This window comes from Sphingomonas sp. BK036, from assembly GCF_004216825.1.
GTDB lineage: Bacteria > Pseudomonadota > Alphaproteobacteria > Sphingomonadales > Sphingomonadaceae > Sphingomonas.
On record NZ_SGXR01000010.1, the window covers coordinates 44,794 to 70,056 of the forward strand.

Here is a 25,263-nt window from a genome sequence, read left to right on the forward strand (position 1 = left end):
GATGACCCGGATCAGATTGGCAGCGTCCCGATCGCGCCGTGAAAGTGGTCAGTTCCGCCCTCAGCCGGAACTGACCCCAGTAGCGCGGCAGCGCGGTGGCTCAAGGCGCCCTTTTAATCCGCAGGCTAAATGCCGTGCGGTGTACTTTCAGGTGAGTCGCATCGATCATGATCGTCTTGGGCGTGGCGCACGCGGCAGCTAGCCCTCCATTATGCGGACGAAGACACCCCTTCCGCCCCACCGCTTGTAGAGCGTCTTATGGGGCCATACTCCTTGGGTGCATCGCACTAGCGCAGAGCGTTGCGGTTGACGAAAAACAATACCGCTTAAAACCCGCCGGTCACCAACTCGGGGCCTACCGTGACTTTTGAGAAAATTTGGCTCGAGCCGCACCATCTGCTCGTCGGTCAGCCAGTACGGGTATCTCATACGCGGTCTCTTAACGGAACCTAAATCAAATCGCACCTCTCCAATCAATGGGTCCCGACCCTAGACATTATGGTAGTTCCTATACCACTGAACAAAACGCGGAACACCTTCGGCAATGGTGGTCAGTGGTTCGAAACCAAGGTCTTTTCGAATTGCCCCAATGTCCGCGAATGTGTCGCGCACATCTCCAGGTTGCATTGGTAAAAGACGACGCGTGGCAACACGATCGCAAGCCTGCTCGATGACTGAAATCATCTCACCAAGGTCTTCGGATCGGCTGTTACCTAAATTGTAGATCCGATGCGGACTGATGCTGCCTCCTGCCTTAACCAAACCATCGTCGGCCGGGGGGGTATCCAGACACGCGACGACACCTGCGACGATGTCATCAATATAAGTAAAGTCGCGACGCATGCACCCTTCGCCAAACACGTCTATCGGCTGGCCACTCAAAATCGCCCTAGTAAACAACCACATTGCCATGTCGGGCCGCCCCCAAGGGCCGTAGACGGTGAAGAACCGCAAGCCGGTCTGTGGTAGGCGGTAAAGATGCGCGTAGGTCTCACTCATCAACTCATCGGCCTTCTTGGTGGCAGCGTACAGCGACAAGGGATGGTCAACGCGATCCTCGACGCGGAACGGCAGCGTGTCGTTACCGCCATAGACCGAGGACGATGACGCGTAGACAAGATGCTCAATCCGACGGCTACGTCCCATCTCGATCATGTTAAGGTGACCGGCAAGGTTCGCCCGGAGGTAGGCTCTTGGATTCTTGATTGAATAGCGGACGCCTGCCTGCGCGCCGAGGTGCACGATGCGGTCAAACTCTTCGGCGTCGAGCCCTGCGTCAAGGGCGACGTGATCCGAGAAGTCGATCTGCTTGAAACTGAACCCGCCATTATCCTTTATGATCTCAGCCAGCCGCGCATGCTTCAGCATGACGTCGTAATAGTCGTTGAGATTGTCGATGCCGAGCACTGTATCGCCACGGGCGAGCAGATGGCGGCAGACGTGAGAACCGATGAACCCGGCTGCGCCGGTGACTAGAACGCGCATGAAGTGTCTCCCTGGATTACCCCGGCCTTACGGAACGACCGTCCCGCCCGGCAAGCGACATAGGCGGGTTATCCCGAACGCGACACTTCGCGAGGCGCGGGCGCACTGCGAAGTGCACCGCACGCGCCCCTGTTCCTCTCCGCTGCCATTCCCTTCTTGGTGCTTGACGCACTCTCATTCGCGTCGCTGCCAACCGCAATCGTCGCCCGGATAGTGGGCGTTAAGATTCTGCTGTTCGTCATTTGAAAGCAACGGGCATTGATCGCGTTCAAACCGTCCCGCCGGGTGCGGGTGATCGGGAGCCGCGCCACCGGGTTGTTGTTGGGGTTGGTTGGTAGCGTCAAGCCGCTCATTACTGCGGTCTCACTAAGCTTCGCGGACGAATTGGTTGACGCTGGATCGAGCGTTTGATTCAAGGCTTCCTTTGGGGCGTAATTGAGCCGGGGCGATCTGAGCGAGGCGGAGTGGCGGGTCCTGAAGGATTTGTTGCCGATCGAACTATCGATGCGTGGTCGCGGACGGCGTCCGGATCGCTACCATCCGCTACCTGCTCAAATTCGTCCACGCCGCCTAGTTAATTCACCCAGAATGATGTCGGCCTGCGAGAAAATGTTAGCGGCTACCGTTTGCCATCAAAAGCCACCTTGACCGTACATTGCACGGCTTTTCGTATTTTGGTTGACCGCTTTTTGCACGTCTCCAGCGTCTTGCGATTAGCCGTGACAATTCGATCACCCGCGGCGATGTTGGCGAAAGCGTCAGGTGCCGCGGTCCGCATCATCCGCTGCCCGCTCTCCCACATCGGCATATTGAGCGTGCGCGCCGCCATTCTCTCCGGCCAGTGCCAGCCTGGCGATACAACCCGCGCGACGATCCCGGCGAACACCGCCCACAAGATCATGCCGACGACGATCCCGCCGATCGCCGTCCAGGTCAGCCACCGGTTCTGTTTGTCGCTGCGCCGCGCCGACATGATGACGCCCTGCAGGGCGTGCGTCGCATCGCGCAACTCGCCGGCCGCGACCTTCACCGCCTGCCGGTCCTCAGCAACGGCACCGGCGACCCGGGCAGCAACCTGCCGGGGTACCATTTCCTCCTCGGCCGCTTTTCGCAGAATCTCTGTCCGCTGATAGGTGGCCGTCGCGAGCTTCGTGAGCTGGCCCAACGTCTCGCTATAATCGGGCAGCTCAGTCCGGTCATCGCGCGCCGCGGCGATCCCCTCGATCGCCCGGCGCAGCAACGCGATTTCGTCCGACTGGCGCCTCAGCTCGCTGCGTACACCCTCGAACGCCTCCGTCGCGGCATCCGGCTCATGATCAGGGTCCGTCATCCTGCCTCCTTATCGTACCCAAAAGCACGAACTTTACCGGCTCATACCCCGATCCCGATCATGCCCGCGATCAAGCGACGATGCCAACGCGTCGCCGATCGACTGTTCGCGCTCCATTGTCAGCCTCAACTCGGGCACGCGGAAGCGCAGTGCGGATTCGAGCTGCGGATCGCGGTGCAATCCGCCTGCTGCCTTCTCCATACGGTCACGTACTCGCGCAGCGCTGGCAGTGTCGCCGGTACGCTCCATGCTGGCGCGCGCCTGCTGCATCTGCTGCCAACCCGCCACGAACCGGTCGGCGCGCGCGTCTGGATCAAGCCGCACGCGCTGCTCCTCGGCCATCGCGCGCGCCGCGCCGCTCGTATTACCGCCCGCCGCCTGCTCGATCAGCGCCGGATCGCGCGCTAACGCCGATGCGAGGTCGCGCGCGGCATGGGGGCGGGTCGCGTCCAGCACCTCGCCGGCCTTTCGCAGCGCGGTTTCCTGGTGCGCCAGCACAGGAAGATCCTGCCGGTGCATCCGGTTGATATCGGCTGCGGCATGCGCATAGTGTTCGATCGGGCGGCTCTGGTCGGACTTTCCGCCCATCGCCGGCTCGCCTCGGGCAGTTACATTCAAGATGGATGTTTCCTGCGTCGGCTTCGGCCGGAAGCCGTCGAACATTCCCCGCGCCTTATGGCGGACCTTGACGACAACTTCACGCACGCGGTCGGGGAACCGGATCTCGCGCCGATCGGCGAAGGCGCGTGCATGGTCCTGCTCACTACGATCGGTGCCGTAATCGCTGGCCATGTCCTTACCGCGGTCGCGCGACAGGGTGCGAACGAGCTGACCCTGATCGGCAAAATCGTCTCGGCCGTAATGAAGCTGCACGCTGTCACGGTGCCGCGACAGACCGACATAGCCGCTGTGCCGATCCATACCGGGCGTAGCGAGCGCATGGGCACCGTCGACCGTCACGCCCTGCGCCTTATGGAAGGTGGCCGCGTAACCGTGATCAACCGCGGCATAGTCCTTCGTCTCGAACGCGACCTGGCGCCCCCCGTCCAAACGGACCGTCATGCCCTCAGGCGACACCTTTTCAATCGTGCCCAATGTGCCGTTTTTCACTCCCAACGACCGCTCGTTCCGAAGGAACATCATGCGGTCGCCGGCTGCGAAGTCGCGACGACCGCGGTCAGCACCGAACGCAACGTCATCACCGAGTTCGTCGCCTGCCCGCAGCCGGCCACGAGCTTCCTCGTTCAGCTCGCGCACCTCGGCATTCGTATGAGTGAGAATAATACGGGTCTTGTCCGGATCGGCTTGGCGCGCACGATCCCAACCGTCTACCAGATCGCCACGCGCGGCCTCACGCGTGTCGGCCGCGTAGATCATGCCATACGCGGCATAGACATCCAGCGCTTCGGCGGTGCGTCCGGTCGCCAGTGCCCGCGTCGCCTCCTTCTGCCAGTCCTCACGCTGCCGGCGGACCTCGGTGATCTCGGTCGCGCCGTGACGTTCGGCGATCGACCGGAACGCGGCACCCGCCTCGATCGCCTGCAGCTGCTCCGGATCGCCGACCAGCACCACCTTGGCATCGGCATTACGGGCACGGGACAGCACCCGCTCCATCTGACGACTGCCGATCATGCCCGCCTCGTCGACAACCAGGACGTCCTTGGGACCGAGCTGCTCGCGACCCTGGCTCCAGGCATGTTCAAGACTGGCGATCGTTCGCGAACCGATCCCCGATCCGCCCTCTAGATTTTCGGCCGCGATCCCCGAGAGCGCCGCACCGCGAACCTGGTAGCCGTCACGCTCCCACGCCTCGCGTGCGACACCCAGCATCGCCGATTTGCCGGTGCCGGCATAGCCGATCACCAATGCCAGCCTCTGCCCGCCGGTGACATGATCAAAGGCGTCGCGCTGCTCGCCCGACAATACCAACCCGCGGTCTCCGGCCGCCTCGAGCGCGCCGGCACGATGCCGATCACCGACACCGTGATCACCGCCGCGAGCCAGTTCGTCGCTCGCCCGCTCAAGCAGTGCTTCGGTCGCGATCATCTCACGGCTGGTAAATCGGTCCTGGCCCCGTCCGTCTTGCCCCAACGCCACCAATTCGGGCGACGCCCGCACCGCGTCCATCACCTGATCAAAATGCTCCTTGCCATCGCTATGGCGGAACGCGAACATGGCGAGATCGCGGATGGTAAAGGTGGATTGCTGCCGCGTGATTCCGTCCAGCGCGATAACGGGATCAGCGATGATCTTCGCGCCGTTCTCCCGCGCGATCCGAACATGGTCACCGGCCCGCTCGGCATCCTCGCCACGATTGAGGCGACGCATTCCCGCCGGCCCGATCTTGTGTTGCGGTTCCAGCCCGATACCGCGATCGGCATGCGATCGATGATCGATCCGGCCCTCTAGCCCCAGCTCGGCCATGCGCTGGTTGACATGCGCGCTCCACGCCTCGCGCCAGTTTTTCAACAGCTCGGTACTGTTCCAGTCGCGCGCCTTCTTGCCGAAACCATCCTGCCCCATCTCACGCATCGACAACATAACGTGCGCGTGCGGCTTCGAATTCCCGTTGTCCGCCTTATCCCAATGTACGTTGATGTCGGCGACCATGCCCCGCTTCACGAACTGCTCTTCTACAAAGTCGCGGGCTAGCGCAATGCCTTGCCTCTGGTCCATCTCACGTGGGATCGAAAACTCGACCTCGCGAGCCAGCTGTGCGTCCGACCTCTTCTCGCCAGCCTCTACCTCGTTCCAGAGCACTGTGCGGTCATTTAAACGCTCCGGCGCGCCCCGCGGCAACATTACTTCGGAATAGATGACGCCTGCCTTGTTCGAGAAGTCATGATGACGCTCGTACTGCTCATCGAACAGGCGTGAAGCGGAGCGATAAGCGGCTGATGCCACCGCGCTGGAGCCTTTCGCCCGACTGATGACCTTCGCGCTGAAATGGTAGATTGCCATGACAGTCTTCTTACGACACGCCTAAGCGCACGTCGGCAACGACGTATAAGCGCGCACTTACTATCTGCTACGCATCTTCTAACTGACTTGCTTCTGGCTTGCGCTTCGCGCCCGATATGGCAAACTACTGCGGTGGGAGAGCGCTATGAGCCGTGCCTATGAAGACGCGATGGATGCTTGAAGATTATCCTTTTGAGCTTGATGGAAATGCCAACGACAATAGGGCGGTCTATGGCTGGCGCGTTCTATGGGATGATGAAGCCCCGCCCGGCATTGATGCGAACGGCGCGGCAGGCTCACTATGGTCGGATACTGCCGCAAAGCCCGATGGACCCGACGAAGATAATTCTTGATGCGGAAAGTTCGCGATTATGACGCCGAGCTGAAGGCACTGAGTGTTAAGGCTCGCGCTTTGAAGGCGAAGCGGGTTGAACAGCTTGGCCAGCTCGTTGCGGCAACGGGAGCCGATGCCCTCGATGCGGAAACACTCGCCGGTGTGCTGCTCGATGCGGTCCGGTCGAAGGACGCGAACGCGAAGGAGGCATGGCGCGCAACGGGCGTGGCCTTCTTTCAACGGCGCGGGCGTAAAAGTTGCGGCGCTGCTGCAATCGACGGATCGGGCGTTGCGACTGAACCGGGCGGCGACGCTGCGGACGGAAGCAGCGGAACGGCGAACGGATAACAGGGGCTGGGTCGTGCAACGTCGCGAACGAACGCGCCACTTGATTGAGCTAGGCGGGCTGGTCCAGAAAGCCGGATTGGTCGAGCTGACCGACGACGATCGCGCGACCCTTTACGGCGCACTGCTCGACCTTGCCGGGCGTGGTCGCGGTGAAGATGCCCGCGACATCCTGGCGCTGTGGAAAAGACGAGGAAAACGCGCATTCGATACGGAACGTGAAACGGCGAAGGCGAGCTGATGTCAGGCGGCCATAATTCGGAATGGCTGATGCGCGGGTCTATGGCTGCCACGATCATTTACAATGATCCTGTCGGTCGGAACAGGAATACGCCATGCAACGCGGGGGGTGGATGCGAGGCGATTTCGATCCGCCTGTTCCCGCACACTTGCTCGATGCACTACACGCCCGCTGGAGCGAAACGCGCGTCCTATGTGGCCGTATGGCAACCGAGGGATGTGACATGCTGCCGAGCGATGCCGATCCTGACCTTGGGCCGCGATCGATAACGCCATGCTCATTGCCGCACGCTACGCCCGCGATCACGGTATCATTGAGTGCTACAGGCGTTATTGACCGACTATGATGCACTCATCACTACGCCGCTGATCTGCTGGACCGACCTGAAAGCCGCGTGATCGCGGATTTCAATACCAAGGCGATCCGCCGCCAGATCAGCGCGATGCACCTTGTGCATACCAAAAGGCTCTGAAAACGGACGTTTTTTTGCCCACTGTTGCGTTGGCTTGTGGGGGCTTTTCGGATCATTCGGCGATTGGCAACGGCGGATGGGGCAGTATAGTCCGACGCCGCAAGGAGGATGCATGACCGCACGTAAGATCGTTCCCGTAATATTGTCCGGCGGATCGGGGACTCGCCTCTGGCCGATGTCGCGCCCCGAAATGCCCAAACAGATGCTGGCACTTACCGCCGACGAAACCATGCTCCAGCTGACAGCGGGCCGCGCGCGTGGCGAACGATATGCCGCGCCCATTGTCGTCGCCAACGCACGTCATGCAGATCTTGTAGAGCAACAGCTTGCCGATGCCAGCGCGCGCCCTCAGGCGCTTATCCTTGAGCCCGCCGGCCGCAACACGGCGCCGGCGATCGCGCTCGCCGCGATAGCGGCAGGCGGCATCTCCGCGAATGGCGGCAGCGACGCCTTACTGGTGATGCCGTCAGATCACGTGATCGGCGACGTCACAGCGTTCCACGCGGCGATCGAGGCAGCGATGCCACTGGTCTTGCAAGGTTGGTTGGTAACGTTCGGGATCGCACCCGACGCGCCCGAGATCGGTTATGGCTGGATTCAAATCGGCGACGAATTGCAACCCGGCGTCAACCGCGTGGCACGGTTCGTCGAAAAGCCCCCGCTGGACAAGGCCAAGTCAATGCTCGCGAGCGGCGACCACGCCTGGAACGGCGGGATCTTCTTATTCCTCGCCGACGCGTATCTTGAGGCACTCGCGCAGTTTGATCCTGGCATCCTCGTCGCGACGCGCGAAGCGATGAACAAGGCACGCATCGTGGGAACGCGAATCTATCCCGACGCGGTGGCCTTCGCCGCGTCGCCCGACGACTCGATCGACTATGCGGTCATGGAAAAGGCGGACCGGGTTGCAGTCGTGCCTGTCGACATGGGCTGGAACGATGTCGGCAGCTGGGATGCGCTGCATGCGATCAGCGACGTCGACGTCGACGGCAACGCGCACCGTGGCGACAATGACGGCGGCGTGCTCGCGATCGATACGAGGGACTGCTTCGTTCGTAGCGACGGCGTCCGCGTTTCACTGGTTGGGGTCAAGGACCTGATTGTGGTGGCGAGCGGCAACGACGTGCTGATCATGCCGCGCGGTCGCAGCCAGGAGGTCAAGAAGCTGATCGAGGCCATGAAGGCCAGGGACTAACAGGAAGCCGCCCGCGGCCGATCTTAGAGTAGGTCTCGGTGTTTCAGAAGTTACGATAACAGAGACAGCAGCGTCGGCAGATCATTGTGATCATTGTATCGGTCGGCGACTGTCATGACGTAGGCAGGGCCTCACCAAATCTTGCATTGGCACATAGGATTTTACGAACAAAAGTGAGTTTCTACATATGGTAGATACGAAACGATCACAAAACACATTGATGCTCGACCTCTATAATTGTCGAATTCTCTGCAGTACGAAGTCTGCATGTAGGCATGTAATTTAGTCAAGGCATGTTGCATCGTGCGCGTGCCTATTTGGCGTCACGTCGACACGTCGAAATTTGCAAGCTCTATCCGGTTTGAGGAGAAACCTGCAGCCTCACCAAGACGCAATGGCTATTCGCCTATGCTACGGCTTGACCGGGTTTGAGGCTGCTGGTTCGGGCTCGACAAGAGCGGTCGGGCCACCGGGGCGAGCCGCGACGACATCGGCGTATGCGCCGCAATATTTCATCCCGTTCGTCCCACCAGCCACATGCAGACCGCAATAGTCGTCCGAGCGCATGACCACGTTACGAAGGACCAGCACATGGCCGTTGCGCAGTTCCACTATCAGATGGCCATCGGGGCCCACCATTACGAAGGCGGTGGACACTATCCGGCGCCCCAGCGCCTCTCCGGGCACGCCAGCCGGGATGGCCGGTGCCGGGATGGAAACAGGATTTTCAGCGGCCGATATCGGCTCGGGAATGGGACCTTGCGCAGCATGTGCGCGGTCGCCAGCGTCCTGGCCAGTCGGACCCGCTGCACCGGGTTCCCAATCCTCCGGTCTTGACTCGCTAGAGCCTAGTATGATGGCTTCTGGGTCCGGACTCGATTTGCGCATGGCGGCATCCTGAGGTGAAGGTGTGCATGCGGCAAACGCAGTGAAGCATAATAGCAAGATGCGGAGCATTGCGGTCTCCGTCGGCTTGAACAGGGTTCTCGGATTCGCAAACTGCGATCGCGGGTCACGCGTGTCAACACCATGATTTGGTGCGTACCGACACTTGGTTTCGCGCGCTCGCGAAGCCGGATGTTGCAGCGTCGATAACGGGTTGTGTCCGCCTTGCAATCCTTGGGTATCATTTTTGGCAGAGCCGTTGCTGCCCAGCTCCAGCGATTTACATTGCGTTCCAGTCGCTTCTGGATCGAATTGCGCCCGCTGGCTCTTGACCAGCGTCAATGCGCCATGTGACCATGACACAAACATGAACGAATCATTACGGACTTATATGCCGATTTTGATCGAATATGACCGTCATTTGTGCGCCTTTAGGAATAACGGCGACACAATCTTTCAAAACAGGGGAACCACTGATGAGCATTTTCAACCTCGGTAACGGATCCGCCGGCGATAATGTCATCAGCTCCTCAGGGTCGCTAGGCTATTCCAACCGCCTGCCGGGCGATGAGGTGGTCATCGGCTCCTACGATCCGGTCGCGAATACCAATACTGTGACCGATGGTGACATGGGAGTCAGAGAAATGGACGTCGGCACTTGGGATCCGCTCGCCGAGATCGATCATGCAACGATCGTGGCTGGTTGTAGCTGCGCCATGTGCCAAGGCTTGCGCGAGGCACAGGGCGGTACCGACAACGCCAACCCGAAGGGCATCGACCCGACCGGTGCAAATCCGGAAGGCAACAACATCGGCACGCTGCTGCCTCTCGGCACCAACCCCGACGGAAGCCACTTCTTTACCGGCAACCGTAACATCGACGCCACACTGATCGGCTCGAAATGGGGTACGCTGAACCTTACCTACAGCTTTCCTACCTCAGGCTCAAACTATAATGGCAGTGGGTACGACACCAACGGCGTCAGCCTGTATCACATCGACCTGGGTACGCAGCAGCAAGCAGCGGCGCGTGCTTCGTTCGCCCAGCTGTCGGCCGCGACCGGCCTGACGTTCACCCAGATCACTGATACCGACACGGTGCACGCCAACATCCGCATCTCGCAGAGCGCCGACAACGACGTCGCCTCGGCGTACGGCAATTTTCCGTCCGACACGCGCGGTCTCTCGGGCGATATCTGGTTCGGTCGCACCAGCCAGCCCTATTACGATCTCGCCTTCAAGGGGACGTGGGGCTACGCCACGATGATGCACGAGATCGGCCACACCATGGGGCTGAAGCACGGGCATCAGGACTATACCAACAGCGACCTGTCCTTCTATTTCGGCGGTGCGCCGCGCTACGGCACACAGTCGCTGACCCCGGACCGCGACGGGCAAGCCTGGTCGCTGATGACCTATACGCCCGCGCCCTTCACCAACAGCAATTTTGCCGGCGAGAAGATCAACCAGCCACAGACCTACATGCAGTATGATCTGGCCGCACTCCAGTATATGTATGGTGCCAACTACACGACCAACGCGGGGGACACCGTCTACACCTTCAGCCAGACGACTGGCGAAATGTTCGTCGACGGCGTCGGTCAGGGTGCGCCATCGGGCAACAAGATTTTCCTCACCGTCTGGGACGGCGGTGGCAACGACACGATCAACGTCAGCAACTATTCGAACGGAGTCACGGTTGACCTGCGTCCGGGCGAATTCTCGACCTTCGACCAGTCGCAGCTAGCCAATAGTCTAGCCTATCAGGGGCTGACCTCGCTGGCGCCCGGCAATATCGCCATGTCGCTGCTGTACAACAACGACAGCCGGTCGCTGATTGAGAACGTCGTGGGGGGCGCGGGCAACGACGTCCTTGTGGGCAACACCGCGAATAACATTCTCGACGGCGGTGCTGGTAGCGACGCGGTGATCTTCACCAACACAACCGGCGTCACCGTTACGCTGAACGACACCGGGGCGGACGTCATCGTCAGCCATGACGGCGAGACCGACACGCTGCGCAACATCGAGAATATCGGTGGCACCGTCGGCAACGACACGCTGACCGGCAACAGCCAGAACAACATCCTCAGCGGTGGCACCGGTGGCGCTGACACGCTGTCGGGCGGCGCTGGCGATGACCGGCTGGTCGGTGGCGGCTTCACCACCACGACCACGTTCTCGGCACCGTCGCAGGCAGACATCACCAAGCCGCAATCGACCGACAACGGCAGCATCGCCACGGCGGTGGCGACCGCCGGCGCCTATGACGTCGACGCTAATGCCGACATTACGAGCGCAACCAGCATCCCGCACGCGACGATCAACGCCACCGCGGCAGGCGGCGCGCTGGAATATTACCGGATCGACGTGACGGCCCCCGGATCGCAGGCGATCTTCGACATCGATGGCCCCGGCACGCTCGATGACAGCTTCATCGAACTGGTCAACAGCGCAGGGACCGTGCTCGCGAGCAACGACACCGGCTCGGGCGACGCCAGCTATCCCGGACATGACGACGCCTATCTGACCTACACCTTCGCTACGGCGGGAACCTATTATATCCGCGTCGGTCTGTGGAATGGTGCTGCCACCGCCCAGCCGCTGAACGCCGGTCAGACTTATCAGCTGAACGTCTCGCTCCAGAACGCGGCGGTGGTGACGACCACGGTAACTGCTAACAACACCAGCAGCCTTATGGCGGACGGTGGCGAAGGCAACGACTTCCTTCAGGGAACGATTGCCAGCGACATCCTGAATGGCGGCAACGGCAACGACACCGTGTCGTTCGTCAACACCTTCACCGCCGGCTCCGCGACCGGCGTCACGGTCGACCTGAACCTGCAGGGCGCGGCGCAGAACACCGTCGCGGCAGGCAACGACACGCTGATCGGCATCGAGAACCTGATCGGTTCGCAGCTGAATGACACGCTGATCGGCAATGCCGACGCCAACATCATCGAAGGCGGTCTTGGCAACGATGCGTTGGTCGGCGGGGCCGGCAACGACACCGCGTCCTATGTGGGCGCTACGACCGGCGTGACGGTCAGCTTGGCGCTGCAAGGGACCGCGCAGAATACCGGGATTACCGGCACGGACACGCTCAGCGGCTTCCAAAACCTGCTTGGCTCCGCGTTCAATGATAGTCTCACTGGGGATGCGGCCGAGAACGTCCTCTCGGGCGGCGACGGCGACGACACGCTCAATCCGGGGGCCAACGCGGGTGGCGCCGTCGATCTACTGGACGGAGGCACGGGATCGGATACCGCATCGTTTGCAGGCTATACTGCAGGCGTCACCGTCACGCTGACTGGCGCGGCGGACGGATCCGCCAGCGCCAGCGGATCACAGATCGCCGCGCTGCGTAGCATCGAGAACCTGCTCGGCGGTGACGGCAACGATATCCTGACTGGCGACGCCAACGCCAACGTCATCGAAGGCGGCCTCGGCAACGACACGCTCGACGGTGGTGTGGGCATTGACACCGTGTCGTTTAGCGGCACGACCGGTGTGACCGTAGACCTTTCCCTTCTCACCGCACAGAACACCGGCTTCGGCAACGACACCATAATCGGCTTCGAGAACGTCCGCACCGGCACCGGTGCCGACACGATTACCGGCGACGCTAACGACAACGTCTTCTTCGATGGCGGCGGCGCGGATATCTATACCGGCGGCGCCGGTGCCGACACCGTCGACTATTCCGCCGCCACTTCGACGGTCACGGTAAACCTCAACACGCTCACGGCGCAGAACACCGGGACCTTCGGCGGTAGCGACACGATCCGCGAGATCGAAAACGTGACGGGTGCGGCGGCGTTCGCCAACAACCTCACGGGCGGGAACACCACAGCCAACCGGCTGATCGGCGGTGCGGGCGCGGACTTCCTGATCGGTGGCGGTTTCGGCGACACGCTGGTCGGCGGCACCGGCAACGACGTGCTCTTCGGCGACTATGTCAACACGTCCAACACCGGAGCGACCTCCGACGGCAACGATGTGCTCGAGGGTGGCGCGGGCAACGACACGCTGGTCGGCGGCATGGGTAACGACATCCTGCGCGGCGGCGATGGCGACGACACGCTGGTCGGTGGCATAGCCAACGGTACGGCAGCCGGTCTCAGCACCATCTACACCAACGATGGCGGTGACGACACGTATGACGGTGGTGACGGCACCGATATTGCCTATGCCTATTATACGGATCATACCGGCGGGGTCCGCTTCGATCTCGGCAATTTGGCCGGCAACAGCGCGATCATGGTGGACGGCGTCCAGCGCGGTGAGTTCATCAGCGTCGAGCGGGTGGTCTTCCGCGGCGGTCTCGGCAATGACGTTGTGCGCGGTGGCGGTACGCTGGACACACTGGTCGGCAACGCTGGCGACGACGTACTCGACGGCTGGTACGGCAACGACACGCTATCCGGCGGGCTTGGCAACGATACGCTGATCGGCGGCGAGGGGCTGGATACTGCCACCTACGTGAACTCGACCGCCGGCGTGACCGTAGATCTTCGTATTCAGGGCACGGGACAGTACACGATCGGCGAAGGCATCGATACGCTGATTGACATCGAATACCTGACCGGCTCTAGCTATGGCGACACCCTGCGGGGCAATGACGACTTCAACCTGATCATCGACAATGCGGTCGAGGCCACAGCGCCCGCACTCAGCCAGACTGACTCGCTGTTCGGCTATGGCGGCAACGACAGCATCCTGGCGACGCGGGCTGCCGCGGCGGTCGCGACCAATATCAACATGGACGGTGGCGACGGCAGCGACTTCATCGAACTCCGCAGCGGCACACTGTCGACGGCGTTGGCCGCCAACGCTACGGGGCTCTCGGGCACTACCTACCTAGCGGTGGGCGCGACCTCCAACGACCGGAACAGCGACGTCGTGACCGTCGATGGCGGGGCTGGCGACGACCGGATCGTCCTAACCGGGGTCGCCAGTGCCACTGTCAACGCCGGATCGGGCGCCGATATCGTCAGCATCAGCATGCGCAGCGCGTCCACCGTGAACAACTATCAGCTCACGCTGGGATCCGGAGCCGACATCGTCCAATTCGGCGTCGGTACCTCGGCGGCAAATTCTGTCGAGGTGGCAACGACCGTCCGAACCAACCGCGTAACCGACTTCCAAGCTGGAAATGCGGGCGACAAGTTCGAGATGACGGATTTCCTCAATCGTGGGCTGACCGGCTACACCGCGAACAGCGACGCCTTCGTCAGTGGGCATCTGCGCCTAATCCAGTCGGGGACGGACCTACTGCTGCAGAGCGATCGTGACGGTGCGGGGGCGGTCAACAGCTTCGTGACCATCTTCCGGATCAGCAACGGCTATACAGGCGGGTTCACGGCCTTCAACTTCGATGGCGCGATCGGCAACCTCACTTTGACGGGCTTTGCGATCGACGAGACCATCACCGGTGCGACGGGCAACGATGTGCTTAGTGGGATGGACGGCAATGACGTGCTGGCCGGCCTGGCCGGGAACGACACGCTGGATGGCGGGAATGGCAACGACACGCTCAACGGTGGTGCCGGTAACGATACTCTGCTCGGCGGGGCCGGAAACGATTTCATGACCGGCGGCATCGGCAACGATACGCTCGATGGTGGTGCCGGTATCGATCGGGCGGGGTATGACAGCCTGTTCCGGATCTCCGGCATGTCGACGGTGGCGAGCGTGACCACACTGAACGGCGATGCGGCCCAAGGCACTGACACGTTGACGGGCATCGAGTACATCAACTTCAGGGATGGCGTATTCAGCACGGATCCTGACAGCCTGGGTGCCAAGATCATCCGCTTGTACGATACGGTATTGGATCGTGGCCCTGACGGAGCCGGTCTGGATTTCTGGATCGATCAGGTCGAGGATCGCGGCGCGCCCCTCACCGCGGTGGCCAATGCGTTCGCGTCCGACGCAGGCTTCCAGTCCGCGACCGGCAGTCTTTCGAACGGGGCATTCGTCGATTACATCTATCAGCAGGCGCTAGGTCGCGCAGCCGATAGCGGCGGCCGGGCCTACTGGACGGCACAGCTGGACAGCGGTCTGTCGCGCGGTGAGTTCATGGTCGGCCTCTCCGAAGGCACCGAGCATCGTGGCCTGACAGCTGACATTGTCGGACAAGGATATTTCCAGACCGACGATACCTATCAGTCGATTGCGTTGCTGTACGACAGCACCAGTAACCGGCTGCCCGACGTCTCAGGCCTGACGTTCTGGGCCGAACAAGTCAAAGCCGGTACGCTGACGCTAGCCCAGGTTGCCGATAATTTCGCGGCCTCGGCTGAATTCAGCAACGCGACGCAAGGCCTGAACAATGGTCAGTTGGTGGATCTGATGTACCAGAACTCGCTGGATCGTGTGCCCGATGCCGGCGGTCGCGCTTTCTGGGTCGACCAGCTCGATCACGGCCTATCCAAGGGCGCACTCCTGTACGATTTCTCAGCCTCCGCCGAACATACCGCGCTGCTGGCCGCAAACATTGTCGGCGGCATCGCGGTGTAGTTGAACAGGCTGGAAGCGAGCGGGTGCGTTAGTAACGGACGATGTCCATATCACCACCCGTCGCGGCTTCCGGCTCCGGCCTGGCACCCGACCGGCAGGCGTTTCTAACTGCTGGCGATAATCTTCGAATTGGGTCAAGCATTCGGCGTGGAGCAAACCTCCACGCCGATTCTGGTTTCAAACATTCACCCCGCTGTCCTCCGCGACAACACAAACAGCGGCCCTTACGCGATGCCCCAAGGCAAACATGGTATGATTCAATCAGCAGCGCGCAGGCGCCGCATCGGACGTGTCGGGCGCACCTTGTTTGCGGGTGGGTTTGTCGGCACGCTGACAATGACCGCTGTGCCTGCGGTACAGGCGCAGGTGATCACCGCGCCACCCAGCTCGCTGCCCGGCTCACTGGTGGTCGATCCGCAGCAAGGGGCAACGCCGCGCCCGCTTCCCGCGTCCCCGACATTGCCTGCTCAGGCCGCGCCGGCAGGTCCAGTACCCTCCCCGATATCACCGTCCCAGCAGGGTCCGTTGCTGCCGATTCCAACAGCAAATGTCCTCGTCCGATCGAGCGGCACAACGTCGGCTCCGGTTGCGCCACGACCGCTGCCCCGTCGCAGCATAGAGGGCGGGCTGCCCGCGCCTGGCGGCGATCCGCTCCACATCGATCCGGCAGCCGACCCTGTACTGCGTCTGGCGCGCAGCACCACTGATCCCACGCTGTTCCATCGTGCGATCGCCGATGCCGTGCGTCACAACCCGGCGCTGGACGAGGCAACGGCGCAGGTCGACGAAGCCGACGCGGTCCGTGCCGAAGCGCGCGCGCGCAGGCTGCCGACCGCCGACCTGTCGATATCGAGCTTCAAGATACTGAGCCGCGCCTTTTCCAACGATCCGGGCAACGTGCTGGAACGCTCGCGCCCAGATGGGCGGACCGACGGGCTCATCCGGGTCCAGCAGCCGGTGCTGGATTGGGGATCGAGCCTCAATCGCGTCCATGCCGGCGAGGCCCGGCTGGAGGCCGCGCGGGCGGGGGTCGAGGATACGGGCACGCAAGTCGCGTTGCGGGCGATCGCGGCGTGGTATCAGGTCTATGGGTACCGCGTGCTGGTGCGGCTTGCCGATGCGTTCACCGCCAACCAGAGTGACTTGCGCGCGGCGTTAGAGGATCGTGTCATGCAAGGCGCGGCGGCACCCGCCGATATCGCTCAGGTCGACAGCTATATCGCATCGGCCGACGCGCAGGCGGCTGATTTCCACCGGCTGCTCACCAGTGCCGAGGCGCAATATGCCGCGGTGATCGGATCTCCCGCGCTGGGCGATCTCGGTCGTGCGCCGGTGCCGGTGCTCGGCGGGATTGCTAAGGCAGCGCTTCCCGACGCGATCGATCGCCTGCCGACGGTGCGGGCAGCACGCCTGGGCGCAGACGCAGCGCGGCTCGATGCGCGCGCGCTCCAGTCTGACCGGCTCCCGCAGCTTTCGGCAGGCCTCGACGCCGGCCGCTACGGCATCATCGAGACCGAGCGCGACTATGACATCCGCGGCAGCGTCACCCTATCGATGCGGCTCGGCGGTGGCGCAGCGGAGCGCGGTCGCCAGGCGGCGGCGCGCGTCAACGGTGCCGACGCGCGACTACGGCGTACGCGGATCGACGCCCAGCGCGATGCTGAGATCGCGCTGTCCGACGTCGACGCGCTGGAAGCGGCGCGCAAAGCGATCGAGAGCAACTACATCGCCAGCCGGCGGTCGCGCGACGTGCTGGCCGAGCGGTTCCGCGTGTCGCGCGGCACGCTCTTCGATCTGCTGGGCGCCGAGAGCAACTATTTCGGGGTCGCCGCGCGCTATATCCAGACCGTGATCGAGCTCGACAGCGCCCGCTATGCGCTGCTTGCCCGGACCGGCCGCCTGCTGCCCGAACTCGGCATCGCCCCCATAACGCTGAACGCAACGCTGGATCCCCGATGAGCAGAACCCCCGACCTGGTCGAGCATCCCGCGCCGCGCTTCGCGCCGTGGCTGATGGAGCCGATGCTCCGCAACAAGGCGACCTACATGAAGGTCGCCCTGGCCGCGGCGATGGTAAACATCTTCGGGCTCATCACCTCGCTCTTCACCATGACGGTGTACGACCGCGTGGTGCCCAACAACGCCTTCACCTCGCTGGTCGCGCTGTCGATCGGGCTGGTGGTCGTGGTGGTCTTCGACTTCCTGCTGCGCATCCTGCGTGCATATTTCACGGATCTCGCCGGCGCCGACATAGATCATGACGTCGGCAGCCGCGTCTTTCGGCGGCTGGTGGCGATCCGGCTTGACCAGAAGAAGGGATCGACCGGCGCATTGACGGGCATGATGCGCGAACTGGAGACGCTGCGCGACTTCTTTGCTTCCGCCACCATGACCGCGCTGGTCGACGTACCGTTCATCGTCGTGACCCTAGTGTTCATCGCGATTCTCGGCGGACCGCTGGTGTGGGTGCCGCTCGCCGCCATCCCGATCGTCATAGGCGCCGGCTGGCTGACTCGCCCCGCGCTCGATCGCCTGTCGGCGAAATCGATGAGCGAAGGCCTGTCTAAGCAGAGCGTGCTGGTCGAGACGGTCGGCGCACTGGAGATGGTCAAGACGTCGGGCGCAGGGCGCCTGCTCGGGCGCCGGTGGAGCAAGGCCAATGTCGCGCATGGCGACAGCTCGACGCGCCAGCGGCTGGTCTCGACGATCGCGGTTACCGTAGCGGCCTCGGCGAACACGCTGTCTTATGCTGGAACCGTGGTCGCCGGCGTGTTCCTTATCGCCGATCATCGGCTGACCACTGGCGCGCTAGTGGCGTGCTCGATCCTGTCCGGTCGCGCGGTTCAGCCGCTCGCGACCATCGCCTCGCTCCTCTCGCGGTTGTCGGCGACGCGCGCCTCCTACAAGCAGATTAACGGCATGATGGAGACCGGGTCGGAGGAACCGGGTGCCGGTGCCCTTCGCCCGGCTAGGTTCGATGGCCGAATCGAGTTGCGCGGTGTCGAATTCCGCTATCCGGGCGCGGCCGAGAAGACGCTCGACGGCCTCAACCTGATGATTCCGGCGGGCCAGCGCGTGGCCCTGCTCGGCAGGATCGGATCGGGCAAGTCGACCATCGCGCGCCTCATTCTCGGCCTGTACCCACCCCAGGAAGGCCTGGTGATGATCGACGGCACCGACATCCGCCAATACGACCCCTGGGCGATGCGCGGACTGATCGGTACCGCGCTGCAGGAGCCGGTACTGCTATCCGGCAGCGTCCGCGAGAACATTGTGCTCGCACGCGACGGGATCGACGATACAGAAATGCTGCGCGTCGCCGAGCTGTCGGGCGCACATGGCTTCATGGGGCGGATCGCCAACGGCTACGACCTGCAGCTCGCCGATCGCGGCGAAGGACTGTCGGGCGGCCAGCGCCAAGCGATCTCGCTTGCCCGCGCTCTGGCCGGCAAGCCGCAGATCGTCGTGTTCGACGAGCCCACCAGCGCGATGGACCAGGCCAGCGAGGCGCAGCTGATCGGCCGGCTGGAAGCCGAGCTTCGGGGCCGCACCTTCGTGCTCATCACCCATCGTCCGGCGCTGCTCCGCCTCGTCGAGCGGATCGTGATGGTCGAGAACGGCCGGGTGGTGCAGGACGGCCCGCGCGACGCCATCCTCAAGGACCTTCAGCGCCCCCGCGTCGCGGCCTGAGACCCGATCCATGACCGAGCCCCATTCCGCACATACCCATTTCGAGGATCTGGCAGACAGGATCAAACCCAAGGCGGTCTCCAACCTCCTCCTGTGGCTGATCCTCGGCTTCATAGTGATCTTCGTGATCTGGGCGACCGTGGTCGAGCTCGACCGGACCGTCCATGCGTCGGGCCGGGTGATACCCTCGAGCCGATTGCAGGTGCTGAGCAACCTGGAAGGCGGTATCGTGTCCGAGATCCTGGTGCGCGCCGGCGACGTCGTCAGGCGCGGCCAGCCTCTGGTCCGCCTCGACCGCACCCAGGCCGGGGCAGAACTCGGCAGCTCGGAGGCGACAGTGGGCGCGCTCACCGCCAAGATCGCGCGGTTGCGCGCCGAAATTGCGGGCCACGAGCCGGTCTATCCCACTGCGCCTACGCCCGAGATCGCCGAGCAGATCGCGATCGAGCGATCGCTGCACACCGCGCGGATGAGCGATCTCGCTAGCCTCAGCCTAGCCGCGGCCGCGCGCGAGGCACAGGCCGGGCGTGCGGTCGCGGAGGCGAGCGCGGCCTATCAGTCGCGGGTGTCGGCGCGCGATTCCGCGCGGCGCCAGCTCGCCATGATGCGCCCGCTGGTCGAGCGCGGGATCGAGCCGCAGCTCACCCTGATTCAGCTGGAAAATAGCGCCGCGGTCGCCACCACCGATGCGGCACAGGCCGCAGCCGGGATCGCGCGGGCACAATCGGCGGTTGCCGAGGCCCGCGCCTCGTTGGCGCAGGTGCGCGGCGCCTGGCGCGCGCAGGCGGGGACCGAGCTCGCCACCGCGCAGGCCGAGCTGGCGGCGCGACGCCAGGCGGTTCCTGCGCTGGCCGCCCGACTTGGCCGCGCGACCGTAGCGGCGCCGGTCAACGGCCGCGTCAACCGGGTGCTGGTGTCCACCGTCGGCGCCAGTATCGCCGCGGGGCAACCGATCGCCGAAGTCGTGCCATCCGCCGATGCGTTGACCGTCGAAGCGATGGTCAACCCCAAGGACATCGCCTCCGTGCGACTTGGCCAGCATGCCAAGGTTAACATCACCGCGTATGAAGCGGGCATCTACGGCGGCATGGACGGACGCGTCGTCACGATCTCGCCCGATGCCACGGTCGACGAACGTACCGGCGAGGGGCATTATACGGTGCGCGTCCGCGCCGACGCCCAGAACTTCCGCGGCCCCGACGGCCGGCACCTCGTGATCGGCCCCGGCATGACTGCCGACGTCAACCTGATCGGCGACAAGCGGTCGGTCATGGCTTATATCATGTCGCCGTTCACCCGCCTGCGCGAGGACGCGTTCCGGGAGTAACGGAGAAAATTACGAACGACTTCTGGAAAATACGAATATAAGGCGGGCCATCACTCATCTGCTAGCCACTATGAGCCACATACAGAATTTGCGATTTATATTTTAAATATTAGATTTTAAGGATCCATCCCCTTAAAATACTTGGTTCATCGGCAAACAGTCTTCAGAAAAAGGTTGTTATGCATACTCTTCATGTACGAGGAAAATAAAAGAAGAAATATGACATGATTTACGGGGACTCGTCACGTAATTTACAAAGACTGGCATGGCTTGATATTGCTCGTGGCGTCGGCATTATTCTAGTCGTCGCTGGCCATGTGGAACGAGGATTGGTAGCTAGCGGAATTGCTACGGGCAGCGCCTGGAGTATTTTTGATGTTGGCTTGTATACGTTTCACATGCCACTATTTATGCTTCTTGCCGGGATGAATGTTAATCAATCTCTAGGTAAGGGAAAATCTTGTTTCATCCGTTCAAAGATAAATTCAGTTCTCCTACCATACGTAATATGGTCACTTATACAGGGATCATTACTGGTAATACTATCAGGATCGACAAATAATGCTACGACCTGGATAGATGTGTTGAGCATAGGCTGGAAACCAATATCTCCGTTTTGGTTTCTCTACGCTTTATTTTTGTATTTTTGCATCGCTGCAATATCGTCAAACAAAATAGTTCTGCTAGCTTTTGGCGTATCTGGCATAATATTAGCAGATAGCTTAGAACCCGGAAGCTTTGCGAACTTACTATGTCATCACTTGTTGTTTTTTGTCATTGGGGTTGCCGCGGGTGACTTCATAAAAAACTGGAATCCAAGTCGTCCCGCTATAGTCATATTGACCGGCGTCCTCGGGTACTACCTAGGCTGGCAGGTCCTTGCATCCGGCAAGACAGCCTATACATCGTTATCTGCAATACCATGTGCCCTCATGGGAAGCATCGTCGTTTTGGCGACCGCACGCATGGTAGACAAATCAGCATTTTATCTCGAATGGATCGGGCTACGGTCAATGCCCATTTACGTCATGCACATTATCGCCGCATCGGGTAGCCGCGTAGTTCTTGAAAAGCTCGGGATAACGACAGACGTGTGGGTCTTCTTTGTCGTGGGAGTCGTTAGCGGTGTCGGCTTTCCTCTTCTTGCCTATACGATTATGATAAAATTGGGCGTATCCCCCCTATTTGGGCTAAGCGATCGTCCAAAGAAGGTCGATACTCGGCAAATTAAGACTGCCTCCCGGACAAACGACAACCATATATCAATGAATTAAAATACGAAACGGATATATTGCATTGAAATAGGGGTAGGCAGAAACTTCAATAAAGAAATGCTCTCCGGCTTATATTGAGTGAGCCGGATTGGCATGCCGGGCCAACGACTATTCAGAATTACCCAGAAGAATACGTACAGCTTCCGCGAACTCTCGCGCAGATTCATCCCAATCGATCCAGTGGAATGCGCGCGCGGCAGCCTGATAGCCTTCGGGGCGATCGACGAACTCCTTTATCGCCGCGGCGAACGCCGCAATATCATCAGGCGGGAAATAACATCCAGCCTCACCCGCAATCTCCCGGAAAATTGGAATATCCGAAGTGAGGACGGGCACGCCATAGGCCAAGGACTCTACGATCGGCAAACCGAAGCCCTCTGCTTTGGACGCCATGATCGTCGCATCCGCGCGTGCCATGGCATCGCGCAACTCATGATCCCCGACCTGATGACACATGAACAGCGATTTGCCATATTGCGTATGTCGCTGTGCCTCTTCGATGAACGCATCGACGTCCCAACCAATCCTGCCCACAATCAGAAGATTTGCCGTAACACCGGCCTCCCATAGTTTGTTAAAGGCGGCCAACGCGGCCGCATGGCGTTTGCGGGGCTCGATCGAACCAACCATGATGAAAGTCGGGCCACCACGCCATGCGTCATCGGGGATCGTTGACGAGGCAAAATCTCCGCTCGCAGCGTGTAAATCCTGCCCTAGATAAAAGCTGGCCACCGAGATGCCTGCCTTCTCAACAGCGGGCTGCGCTCGGATCAGATCGGCACCGCTTTTCGAGATCGCGATCAATCCATGAACCTTGCCCGCCAATTGCTCAAACGCTTGCTTGAACAGATAGGCGATTGGCTGCGGCACCATCTCTCGATAAAGGATAGGGATAAGATCATAGACAATTGCGATCGTAGCTGCGCCCGTGCAGCGTGCCTTGGCAATCGCGCCCAAGGATGGACTGCCGCCTGCGAAATCGTCGATTAGCGCAACGATATCGTCGGGTGCGACGTCAATCGGGTCAAGATTGCTTGTCAGCACTGCCAGTCGCCGTCGCATGCTCAGACGCTGCATTGTCGCATAGACACGCATGTTGGACTGTAGGAGTTCCTTGGCGCGGCGGGCTAACCGGGACTGAGCGACGATGGTACCACCGGTCGCAGGCGGCGGGTCGAGTAGCCGCGTCAGCCCTGCGGCGTTGAGGCGGTGATAGCCTCGGCTGCTGGCGACGACCGGGATCACCTCCACCTCAAGCGTGTCCCCGATCAGGTCGCTACGACGGACGAGTTCACGCACGACGCGTTGAATACCGGTCGAAAACCGACATTCGAACGTCTTCGTAGCGTCCAGGAGCATTCTCTTTCGCACGTATTACTCCAGATCTTCTCAGCGCCGGATCAAGCCAGTCAGCAATATCGCACATTGCCAACCGTTCCTTAGAATGGTTGTCATGGCGTATCGGCGCGCTTTTCGACGCGAAAGCTCATGTCGCTTCCAACCCGGACGCCGACCCGTCCCTCGGCCGCGCGTCCAAGATTATAGCCCTCGTTCTCGCTCAGGATGCGATTGTTACGCCCCTTCGCCGCAGGAGCGGTCGGGGCATCGTCCAACAATCGCATTGCCGCAACCTCGGCGGTCCCGAGGGATGATGCAACCGCTCCGTTTTCGCGTGCTGCCTGCGGGGCTGGGGTCGCAGTCTGTGCCATTGCCTCGGTCGGAAACGAAAGCCCAGCCGACACCGTCAGCGCAACCAATATTTTCATGTGCATCGCACGCCTCCTGTCAGCAACGCCCAATCCGGCGCGGAAAGGCCGTTACTGGTCGGATACCGCCCCACTTAGGATAACGCCCGAAACGCCGCAATGCTTGGTCAATGGGCAGGAATGCCGCCATCGCTGGATATTCATGGATTTCATGCTTACAGACCCGCCCAATTCGATCCAAACTTATCGGATGGGCGGGCGCACTATCTGTGCCTGCAATTTCATCCAGAGGAGCCCATGTGAGCAAGACAGCAATCGTTACCGGCATCAGCGGCCAGGACGGCGCCTATCTTGCCGAAAACCTGCTCAATCGGGGCTATACGGTTTTCGGCACGTATCGGCGGACCAGTTCGGTCAATTTCTGGCGTATCGACGAACTGGGTATCACCAATCACCCAAACCTGAAACTGGTCGAATATGACCTGACCGACATGGGGTCGGCGATCCGCCTTATCGAGTCATCGCAAGCGACCGAAGTCTATAATCTGGCAGCTCAGAGCTTCGTCGGGGTCTCGTTCGACCAGCCGATCACCACCGGCCAGATCACCGGTCTCGGCGCGGCATACCTGCTCGAGGCGATCCGCACGGTAAATCGCGACATCCGCTTCTACCAGGCATCGACCTCGGAGATGTTTGGCAAGGTCCAGGCGATCCCGCAGGTCGAGGACACGCCGTTCTACCCGCGCAGCCCGTATGGTGTCGCCAAGCTGTATGCGCATTGGCTGACCGTCAACTACCGCGAGAGCTTCGGCATCTTTGGCTGCAGTGGCATCCTGTTCAATCATGAATCGCCGCTCCGCGGACGCGAGTTCGTGACGCGCAAGATTACCGACACAGTCGCCAAGATCGCGCTCGGCAAGGCCGACCTGCTCGAACTCGGCAACCTCGATGCAAAGCGCGACTGGGGCTATGCCAAGGATTATGTCGAGGGCATGCGACTGATGCTGCAGCACGACGTTCCCGAAACCTATGTGCTGGCGACAAATCGGACCGAGACGGTCCGCACCTTCGTCGAGATGGCGTTTCGCCAAGTGGAGATCAATATTGACTGGTCGGGCAAGGACGAAACCGAGACCGGCGTCGATCGCAAGACCGGCAAGCAACTGGTCCGGATCAACCCGCAATTCTATCGCCCGGCCGAAGTCGAACTGTTGATCGGCGACCCCGCAAAGGCGCAGCGCGAGCTGGGCTGGACCCCGCAGGTCCAGCTAGAGGAGCTGACCGCTCTAATGGTCGAGGCCGATATGCGCCGCAACCAGGCCGGTTGGTCCTTCTGATGCGGATTGCGTTGACGGGTGCAAGCGGGTTCACCGGACGCTTCGTGATCGAAGCGCTGGCCGACAGGGGGATCGAGTGCGTCCCCCTGTCGGTCGACCTTGCCGACAAGGCTGCGGTGGATGCGGTGATCGCGGATACCGCGTTCGACCGGCTGATCCAC

General features: G+C 61.5%; 16 protein-coding genes and 1 pseudogene. 10 read left to right on the forward strand and 7 right to left on the reverse strand.

Annotated elements, in window-relative coordinates:
- Nucleotides 1–109: 109 nt before the first annotated feature.
- The 4 genes and pseudogenes from EV283_RS18725 to traA form a co-directional block, all read right to left on the reverse strand.
- Nucleotides 110–429: pseudogene (locus tag EV283_RS18725) on the reverse strand (transposase); the annotation flags it as partial.
- A gap of 60 nt (nucleotides 430–489) precedes the next feature.
- Entirely contained in the window at nucleotides 490–1,485 is a 996-nt protein-coding gene (locus EV283_RS18730) for an NAD-dependent epimerase/dehydratase family protein (protein ID WP_130328043.1), read from the reverse strand.
- A 619-nt stretch (nucleotides 1,486–2,104) separates the two neighbouring features.
- Complete coding sequence (locus EV283_RS18740) at nucleotides 2,105–2,815, reverse strand: DUF6118 family protein (protein WP_207223211.1); 711 nt, start codon at nucleotides 2,813–2,815, stop codon at nucleotides 2,105–2,107.
- 33 nt (nucleotides 2,816–2,848) lie between these two features.
- Nucleotides 2,849–5,776 carry a Ti-type conjugative transfer relaxase TraA gene (traA, locus tag EV283_RS18745; RefSeq protein ID WP_130328045.1) on the reverse strand — a complete coding sequence of 976 codons (2,928 nt, stop codon included), beginning with the start codon at nucleotides 5,774–5,776 and terminating at the stop codon, nucleotides 2,849–2,851.
- Between the two features lie 158 nt (nucleotides 5,777–5,934).
- Between traA and EV283_RS18750 the strand changes: the two genes are divergently transcribed.
- The 4 genes from EV283_RS18750 to EV283_RS18765 all read left to right on the forward strand — a co-directional run bounded on the left by EV283_RS18750 (nucleotide 5,935) and on the right by EV283_RS18765 (nucleotide 8,363).
- Entirely contained in the window at nucleotides 5,935–6,129 is a 195-nt protein-coding gene (locus EV283_RS18750; RefSeq protein WP_130328048.1) for a hypothetical protein, read from the forward strand.
- Nucleotides 6,129–6,458, forward strand: a complete 330-nt coding sequence (locus EV283_RS18755) for a conjugal transfer protein TraD (RefSeq protein WP_130328050.1) — start codon at nucleotides 6,129–6,131, stop codon at nucleotides 6,456–6,458. Before EV283_RS18750 ends, EV283_RS18755 begins: the two co-directional genes overlap by 1 nt.
- 13 nt (nucleotides 6,459–6,471) lie before the next feature.
- The gene (locus tag EV283_RS18760) at nucleotides 6,472–6,696 is read left to right on the forward strand and encodes a conjugal transfer protein TraD (protein WP_130328052.1); all 225 of its coding nucleotides are present in this window, start codon (nucleotides 6,472–6,474) and stop codon (nucleotides 6,694–6,696) included.
- A gap of 584 nt (nucleotides 6,697–7,280) precedes the next feature.
- Nucleotides 7,281–8,363: a mannose-1-phosphate guanylyltransferase/mannose-6-phosphate isomerase gene (locus EV283_RS18765; protein WP_130328054.1), complete on the forward strand. Its 1,083-nt coding sequence runs from the start codon at nucleotides 7,281–7,283 to the stop codon at nucleotides 8,361–8,363.
- A gap of 411 nt (nucleotides 8,364–8,774) precedes the next feature.
- Here the strand turns inward: EV283_RS18765 and EV283_RS18770 are convergent, their stop codons facing one another.
- Complete coding sequence (locus tag EV283_RS18770; RefSeq protein WP_130328056.1) at nucleotides 8,775–9,590, reverse strand: hypothetical protein; 816 nt, start codon at nucleotides 9,588–9,590, stop codon at nucleotides 8,775–8,777.
- Between the two features lie 134 nt (nucleotides 9,591–9,724).
- On the opposite strand from EV283_RS18770, the gene EV283_RS19605 reads away from it, so the two are divergent.
- The 5 genes from EV283_RS19605 to EV283_RS18795 all read left to right on the forward strand — a co-directional run bounded on the left by EV283_RS19605 (nucleotide 9,725) and on the right by EV283_RS18795 (nucleotide 22,059).
- A complete protein-coding gene (locus EV283_RS19605; protein ID WP_165391846.1) occupies nucleotides 9,725–15,769 on the forward strand; it encodes a DUF4214 domain-containing protein in 6,045 nt (2,014 codons plus the stop codon).
- Between the two features lie 525 nt (nucleotides 15,770–16,294).
- Nucleotides 16,295–17,728, forward strand: a complete 1,434-nt coding sequence (locus tag EV283_RS18780; RefSeq protein ID WP_207223212.1) for a TolC family protein — start codon at nucleotides 16,295–16,297, stop codon at nucleotides 17,726–17,728.
- Nucleotides 17,725–19,458 carry an ATP-binding cassette domain-containing protein gene (locus tag EV283_RS18785; protein WP_130328062.1) on the forward strand — a complete coding sequence of 578 codons (1,734 nt, stop codon included), beginning with the start codon at nucleotides 17,725–17,727 and terminating at the stop codon, nucleotides 19,456–19,458. Before EV283_RS18780 ends, EV283_RS18785 begins: the two co-directional genes overlap by 4 nt.
- Before the next feature lie 10 nt (nucleotides 19,459–19,468).
- The gene (locus EV283_RS18790; RefSeq protein ID WP_130328064.1) at nucleotides 19,469–20,785 is read left to right on the forward strand and encodes an HlyD family type I secretion periplasmic adaptor subunit; all 1,317 of its coding nucleotides are present in this window, start codon (nucleotides 19,469–19,471) and stop codon (nucleotides 20,783–20,785) included.
- Between the two features lie 224 nt (nucleotides 20,786–21,009).
- Complete coding sequence (locus tag EV283_RS18795; RefSeq protein WP_130328066.1) at nucleotides 21,010–22,059, forward strand: acyltransferase family protein; 1,050 nt, start codon at nucleotides 21,010–21,012, stop codon at nucleotides 22,057–22,059.
- 108 nt (nucleotides 22,060–22,167) lie between these two features.
- Here the strand turns inward: EV283_RS18795 and EV283_RS18800 are convergent, their stop codons facing one another.
- Both EV283_RS18800 and EV283_RS18805 read right to left on the reverse strand, forming a co-directional pair.
- Complete coding sequence (locus EV283_RS18800) at nucleotides 22,168–23,418, reverse strand: glycosyltransferase family 1 protein (RefSeq protein WP_130328068.1); 1,251 nt, start codon at nucleotides 23,416–23,418, stop codon at nucleotides 22,168–22,170.
- Between the two features lie 92 nt (nucleotides 23,419–23,510).
- A complete protein-coding gene (locus EV283_RS18805; RefSeq protein ID WP_130328070.1) occupies nucleotides 23,511–23,831 on the reverse strand; it encodes a hypothetical protein in 321 nt (106 codons plus the stop codon).
- 233 nt (nucleotides 23,832–24,064) lie between these two features.
- Here EV283_RS18805 and gmd point away from each other — a divergent pair, with 233 nt between their 5' ends.
- The gene (gene gmd / locus EV283_RS18810) at nucleotides 24,065–25,102 is read left to right on the forward strand and encodes a GDP-mannose 4,6-dehydratase (RefSeq protein ID WP_242616074.1); all 1,038 of its coding nucleotides are present in this window, start codon (nucleotides 24,065–24,067) and stop codon (nucleotides 25,100–25,102) included.
- The last annotated feature ends 161 nt before the right edge of the window (nucleotides 25,103–25,263 follow it).